The organism is Streptomyces sp. ICC1 (assembly GCF_003287935.1).
Classification (GTDB): Bacteria; Actinomycetota; Actinomycetes; order Streptomycetales; family Streptomycetaceae; genus Streptomyces; species Streptomyces tritrimontium.
Genome location: NZ_CP030287.1, coordinates 8,177,340 through 8,183,339, shown reverse-complemented (window position 1 = coordinate 8,183,339; position 6,000 = coordinate 8,177,340). Strand labels below are relative to the sequence as shown.

Annotated in this window: 7 protein-coding genes; all 7 read right to left on the bottom strand. The window is 74.6% G+C overall.

Annotated elements, in window-relative coordinates; translation table 11 throughout:
• Nucleotides 1-59: 59 nt before the first annotated feature.
• Entirely contained in the window at nt 60-422 is a 363-nt protein-coding gene (locus DRB96_RS38340; RefSeq protein ID WP_112452541.1) for an MmcQ/YjbR family DNA-binding protein, read from the bottom strand.
• A 126-nt stretch (nt 423-548) separates the two neighbouring features.
• The gene (locus DRB96_RS38335) at nt 549-1,094 is read right to left on the bottom strand and encodes a GAF domain-containing protein (protein WP_112452540.1); all 546 of its coding nucleotides are present in this window, start codon (nt 1,092-1,094) and stop codon (nt 549-551) included.
• Nucleotides 1,095-1,125: 31 nt separating this feature from the next.
• Nucleotides 1,126-1,743 carry an ATP/GTP-binding protein gene (locus tag DRB96_RS38330; RefSeq protein ID WP_112452539.1) on the bottom strand — a complete coding sequence of 206 codons (618 nt, stop codon included), beginning with the start codon at nt 1,741-1,743 and terminating at the stop codon, nt 1,126-1,128.
• Nucleotides 1,721-2,065 carry a DUF742 domain-containing protein gene (locus DRB96_RS38325; RefSeq protein ID WP_239516567.1) on the bottom strand — a complete coding sequence of 115 codons (345 nt, stop codon included), beginning with the start codon at nt 2,063-2,065 and terminating at the stop codon, nt 1,721-1,723. Before DRB96_RS38325 ends, DRB96_RS38330 begins: the two co-directional genes overlap by 23 nt.
• A 77-nt stretch (nt 2,066-2,142) precedes the next feature.
• Nucleotides 2,143-2,577 carry a roadblock/LC7 domain-containing protein gene (locus DRB96_RS38320; protein ID WP_112452537.1) on the bottom strand — a complete coding sequence of 145 codons (435 nt, stop codon included), beginning with the start codon at nt 2,575-2,577 and terminating at the stop codon, nt 2,143-2,145.
• A gap of 47 nt (nt 2,578-2,624) precedes the next feature.
• Nucleotides 2,625-4,385 (bottom strand): ATP-binding protein, encoded by a 1,761-nt coding sequence (locus tag DRB96_RS38315; protein WP_112452536.1) that lies wholly within the window; start codon nt 4,383-4,385, stop codon nt 2,625-2,627.
• A gap of 301 nt (nt 4,386-4,686) precedes the next feature.
• Entirely contained in the window at nt 4,687-5,886 is a 1,200-nt protein-coding gene (locus DRB96_RS38310; protein ID WP_112452535.1) for an MBL fold metallo-hydrolase, read from the bottom strand.
• Nucleotides 5,887-6,000 lie beyond the last annotated feature (114 nt).

Below are 6,000 nucleotides of genomic sequence, written 5' to 3'. Positions count from 1 at the left end.
GAGGTGGGTATAAGAGACAGGGGATGCCGGCCGCCGCCCCGGCGCCGCGGCCCCGCCCCTCAGCCGCCCAGTTCCGGGTGGGCCGCGGCGAGGCGCTTGGGGGCCGCCTGGAGCCAGGAGTCGGTCAGGATCGAGCGCAGCTCCGCCGCGTCCTCCACCGCCGCCAGCCGGACCCGCAGCCAGGCGTAGTTGTCGTCGTGACCCGGACGTATGAAGAACTTCTCCGGCTCCGCCGCGATCAGCTCGGCCCGCTCCTCCACGGGGCACTTCACCCCGATCGAGGTGTCGTCCTCGGCCAGGGCGGCGAAGATCTTGCCGTTCTTCCCGCCGACCCGGAACGTCGGCATGCCCCAGGCGAGCTTCTCGCTGCTGTCCGGCAGCGACAATGCGATCTCCCTGACGTCCCCTGCTGTCGTGGCCATCCCCGCGACTCCTCTCCAGCCACCGGTGCTCCCTCGTCTCCGACCGTAGACCCGGCCACTGACAATCGCCCCCGATGACGATCACCCCCCGAGCCGCAGGCAGCGGGCAGCGGGCGGTGGGGCCCTTCACCCGCAGCGGTCCTCCCGCTCGTGCACCAGCTCCACCAGCTCGGCCGCCAGCTCCTTCACCGCCGCCAGTCCCGCCAGCCCCCACCGCCTCGGCACCACGTCCACCGCGCACACCGTCCCCAGCACGATCCCGCGCCGGTCGATCACCGGCGCGCCCGCGTAGGAGCGCACCCCGCTCTCGTCCACGACCGCGTTGCCCGCGAAGCGCGCGAAGTCCCGTACGTCCTCCAGCACCAGCGCGCGTCGGCGCACCACCACGTACGGGCAGTAGCCGTGGTCCCGGGCGAGCACCCGCGCCGGGTAGCCGCTCGCCGGGGCCTCGGGCGCGTGGTGCAGGCCGGCGAAGAACTGCCGTTCCTCGCTGATGAAGTTGATCCCCGCGTACGGCGCGTCCAGCGCGCCCGCGACCCGCCGCGCGAACGCGTCCAGTTCGCCGTCCGCCCGCTCGCCCAGGCCCAGTTCGCGCAGCCGCACCACACGCGCCGGCGCCTCCCGATCCACAGGCGTGAGCAGCAGGTGCCCGGTCGACTCGTAGTAGGCCATGTCGTCTCCCCCGAATTCCGTTCGGATCCCGTCACTCCGGATACTTCGCGGACCTGGCGTGCGCCGCAGGCTCCGCCGCCGACAGCAGGTGGTGGACGAGGGCGGCCAGCGCCCCCGTGCCGGAGCTCGGCAGTCGCGCGTCGCACCGTACGACGGGCACGTCCGGCCCGAGCCCCACCGCCTCGCGCACCTCGTCGGCGCCGTAGCGGTGGCCGCCGTCGAACTCGTTGACGGCGAGGACGAAGCCGATCCCGCGCCGCTCGAAGAAGTCCACGGCGGGGAAGCAGTCGGCGAGGCGGCGCGTGTCGGCGAGCACCACCGCCCCCAGCGCGCCCGCGCACAGCTCCTCCCACAGGAACCAGAAGCGCTGCTGGCCGGGCGTGCCGAAGAGGTAGAGCACGTGCCGCCCGTCCAGCGTGATCCTGCCGAAGTCCAGCGCCACGGTCGTGGACGTCTTCGCCTCGATGCCGTCCAGCGGGTCGGCGGCCTCGCTCAACCCGCTGAGCAGTTCCTCGGTGCTCAGCGGCTCGATCTCGCTCACCGCCCCCACGAAGGTGGTCTTGCCCGCCCCGAAACCGCCCGCGACCAGGATCTTCAAGGTCGCGGGGGCCTCGTGGGCGGGTGCCTCAGAGCCGTTTGCGCAGGCCATCGAGCACCGCCCGGAGCAGGGACTGGTCGTCGTCGGCGAACGAGCCGGCGCCCGGGCTCGGGAAGCGCGGCGCCCGCACGGTCACGGCCCCGTGCTCCATCAGGTCGGACAGCAGCACCTTGACCACGACCGCGGGCAGCCGCAGGTGCCCCGCCACCTCGGCGACGGTCACCGCCGCCGCGCCCGCGCACATCCGGAGCGCGAGCGCGTGCTCCGCGCCCAGCGGCCCGCGCGGGCGCACGCCGGTTGCCGTCACCAGCGACAGCAGGTCGAGCGCGACGGCCGGTCGGGTCCGCCCGCCGCTCGCCGTGTACGGGCGCATCACACGGCCCGCCGAATCGTCCAGCCACGGTGTGTCACGCGGCGCCCCCGCCTCCGGTGCCCCCCTCGTGCGCGCCCTCATCGCTCCGCGTCGGCGGCGGCGGGCCGCCTCGGCGGGGCCGCCAGGTACGGGCGCACGCTCTTGACCAGCATCGCCATCTCGTAGCCGAGTACGCCCGCGTCGGCCTCCCGGTCCGCCAACACCGCGAGGCAGGTGCCGGATCCGGCCGCCGACACGAAGACGAGGGCGGTGTCGAGCTCGACCACCACCTGGCGGACCTCGGCTCCGTCCGCGAACCGGGAACCGGCGCTGCGCCCGAGCGAGTACAGCCCGGAGGCCAGCGCGGCCAGGTGGTCGGCGCTGTCGGCGTCGAGCCCGTGGACGCACGTGACGAGCCCGTCGGCGGTCAGCAGCACCGCGCTGCGCGTGTACGGCACCCGCTGGACCAGGCCGCTGAGCAGCCAGTCGAGATCCGAGAGCCGACTGGTCGTGGTCGCCACTTCGCCGCCCATGGGGGTGCGCTCCTTAGCTTTCGGGTGATTCGGGTGAGAGGCCGGGGTCACGTCTGGTGCTCCGACTGGGCGAGGCCGAAGCCCCGTTGGAAGGCGGCCATCAGGCCGGGGTCGTGCACGGGCCGCTCCGCGCGCGCGTCGTCGGCCGGCCGGGGTGCGGGGGCCTCGCGCAGTTGGTGCGCGAGGTGCTCCTGCGCCCGCCGCCGGGGCAGCGGCGGCCGCTCCTCACCGACCCGGGCGGCCGGCACGGACCCGGACACCGGCACGGACACGGGCACGGATACCGGCACCGGCCCAGCCACGGACTCGGTCACGGACGCGGTCACGGACTCGGTCACGGACGCGGGCACGGACGCGGTCACGGGCACAACCGCCGGCACCGCCACAGCCATCGGGGCCGCCAGCGTCCGCGCCGCCTCCCCGGCGGGCGATGTCGTACGGGGCACGGTGCCCGGCGTACCAACGGCCCATCCCGGCACGGCCGGTGGAGCGCAGGAAGACTCCGCCCCGGGCAGGCTCACGCGCACCGGCTCCAGAGGCGGCGCGCCCGCCCCCTCGCCGGTCCCCCACGAGGTCGCCCGGGATCCGCCCAGGGCATCGGCCGCACTCGGTGCCTCCGCCCCCAACAGCTCCTGCGGCAGGACCAGTACGGCGAGCACGCCGCCGTAGATGTTGGACTTGAGCTCGACGGCGATCCCGTGCCGGCGGGCCAGCGCGGAGACGACGAACAGGCCGATCCGCCCGTCCGCCAGCAGGTGCCGGACGCTGATCTGGTCGGGGTCGCCGAGCAGGGCGTTCATCCGGTGCGCCTCCTCGGGCGGCATGCCGAGGCCCCGGTCCTCCACCTCGACCGCGATCCCGGCCGTGACCCGCTCCGCGCGCACCACGACATCGGTGTCGGGGGCGGAGAACACCGTTGCGTTCTCGACGAGTTCGGCCAGCAGGTGCACGACGTCGGCGACGGCGTGGCCGCGTACGGTGCCGCCCGCCGGGGGCACCACCTTGACCCGGGTGTACTGCTCGACCTCCGCGACGGACGAGCGCAGCACCTCGCTCAGGTCGATGGGCCGGGTCCACTGCCGGCGCGAGGCTGCACCGCCGAGGACCGCGAGGTTCTCGGCGTGCCGGCGGATCCGGGTGGCGAGGTGGTCGACGTGGAAGAGCTCCTTGAGCAGGTCCGGGTCCTCGACCGTGTCCTCCAGGTCGTCGAGCAGCGAGATCTCCCGGTGCACGAGGGACTGCAGGCGGCGCGCGAGGTTGACGAAGACCTCGACCTTGCGGTCGCTGTCGGTGGGGGCGACGGGAGCGCCGAGCCGGACCAGCGTCGCGTGGGCCTGTTCCCTGGCCCCGCGCAACTCCTGGGAGAGCAGCCAGAACTCGTCCACGCCCGCGTGCGACCCGAAGGACGGCAGGGACCCCGTGCCGCGCACGGGCAGGGCGGGCAGCTCGCCCCGCTCCAGCCGGTCGGCGGCGGTGCGCAGCTCCTGGCGGCCGCGCACGCTGGAGCGGCGCAGTGCCTCGCAGCGGTCGCGGACGGTCTTGGCTCCGCGCTGGGCACCGAGCAGGGCGGCCGCGAGCGCTCCGACGACGAGCAGGGCGCAGCCGGCGAGCACCGGCCACAGCCGGGTGTCCCGGGACCCCTCGCCGCCGCCGAGCTGGAGCGTGAAGATCACCGCGGCGGCGCCGCTGAGCCCGGCGGCCAGGGTCGGCAGCACGGCGGCGCGGACGAGCTGGGGGCGTATCTGCCGGCTGGGACCGGTGACGGCGTGTCTCGACGGGGAGTGGCGGGCGGCGCGGAGTCCGGACATCGGCGTCCTCGGTCAGTGGGGCCCGGCCCCCGGGCGTACCGGGATCCGGTGTTGATCACCGGATACCCACGCTAGACCGCTCGCTGCCGCCCACGACGGGCAGTTGGGGAACTTCGCCCGGGTGCTTCCCGCTCCCGATGGAGCGCTCGCACGCAAGCCCGAATGCGCCGGGTGCGCACACTCCGGCGCACCCCGGGTCGCCCGGGTGCGCACCACCGGCCCCGGGCGCCCCACGCTCCCCGCCCACTCCCTGCGGCTCACCGCCGGGCGCCCCCGACGGCACGCGGCACCGGCACCGGCACTAGGAGCCGACCGCCTCCGGCTCCTCACGCGTTTCGCCGCGGACCCGCCCGGGCAGTTCGATCCGTACGTCCGCCGCCGGCCGGATCCCGCCCCCGGCCACGAAGGGCCGCCACCACGGCGAAGCCGGCGCGTCCGCCGCGCCCGGCTCGAACGGCTGGCCCGGCACCGGCAGCGCGATCGCGGCCCCGGCCCCCTCGGCCGCGGCCACCGTGCCCTCGCCGGGCTCGTCCCACGGGTGCGGGGCCAGGTTGAAGGTGCCCCAGTGGATCGGCAGCATCGTGCCGTGCGGTGTGCCGCCCTGGAGGTCGAGGTGGGCGCGCATGCCCTCCTCCGGCGTCATGTGGATGTCGGGCCAGTACTCGCTGTACGCCCCGATCTGGATCATCGTCGCGTCGAACGGCCCGTGCTCCGCGCCGATCTCCCCGAACCCGGGGAAGTACCCGGTGTCACCGCTGTGGAACACCCGGTGCTCGTCCCCCGCGACGACCCACGAAGCCCAGAGCGTGAACTGCTGGTTGCGCAGGCCGCGGCCGCAGAAGTGGCGGGCCGGGGTGGCCGTGAGCGAGAGCCCGGCCACCTTGGTGGTCTCGTTCCAGTCGAGCTCGCGCAGCCGGTCCGCCGGGACGCCCCAGCGCTCCAAGTGCGCTCCGACGCCGAGCGGCACGGCGAAGACGGTGTCCGTGCCGGCCAGCTGCTTGATCGTCGGCAGGTCGAGGTGGTCGTAGTGGTCGTGCGAGATCACCACGACGTCGACGTCGCCCAGCGAGGCCAGCGGCACCGGCACCGGATGCAGCCGCTTGGGCCCGGCGAAGGGGAAGGGGGAGCACCGCTCGCCCCAGACCGGATCGAAGAGGACCCGGCGCCCGTCGATCTCGACGAGCACGCTGGAGTGCCCCATCCAGGTCACCCGCAGTCCGCTCGCCGGCGGCTTCGCCAGCTCGGCGAGCGTCGTCGGGTAGACCGGGATGGGCGCGCCGGGGTTGCGTCGGAGCCGCTGCTCCTTGTGGAAGTAGATCTTGGCGAACTCGGCCATCGACCCGGAGGGTCTGGTCCGGGCCCCCACCGGGTTCTGGAACACGCCCTCGGCGAAGTTCGGCGAACGCCGGATCCGCTCCAGCCGGGCACCGGACGGGTCCGCGCCGAAGGCTTCGGGCCGCAGGGCGCGCAGCCGTGGACGCAAGGGACGGGAGCCGGTCAAGGCGCCTCCAGTGTGGGGGGTGCGGGCAGTGCGTACTCATGGGTTACCACCTTCCCAACGCGTGGCACACCCGAAGGATTCCGTTCCGGCCGTTCCGGCCCCCCGAAGCCGCCC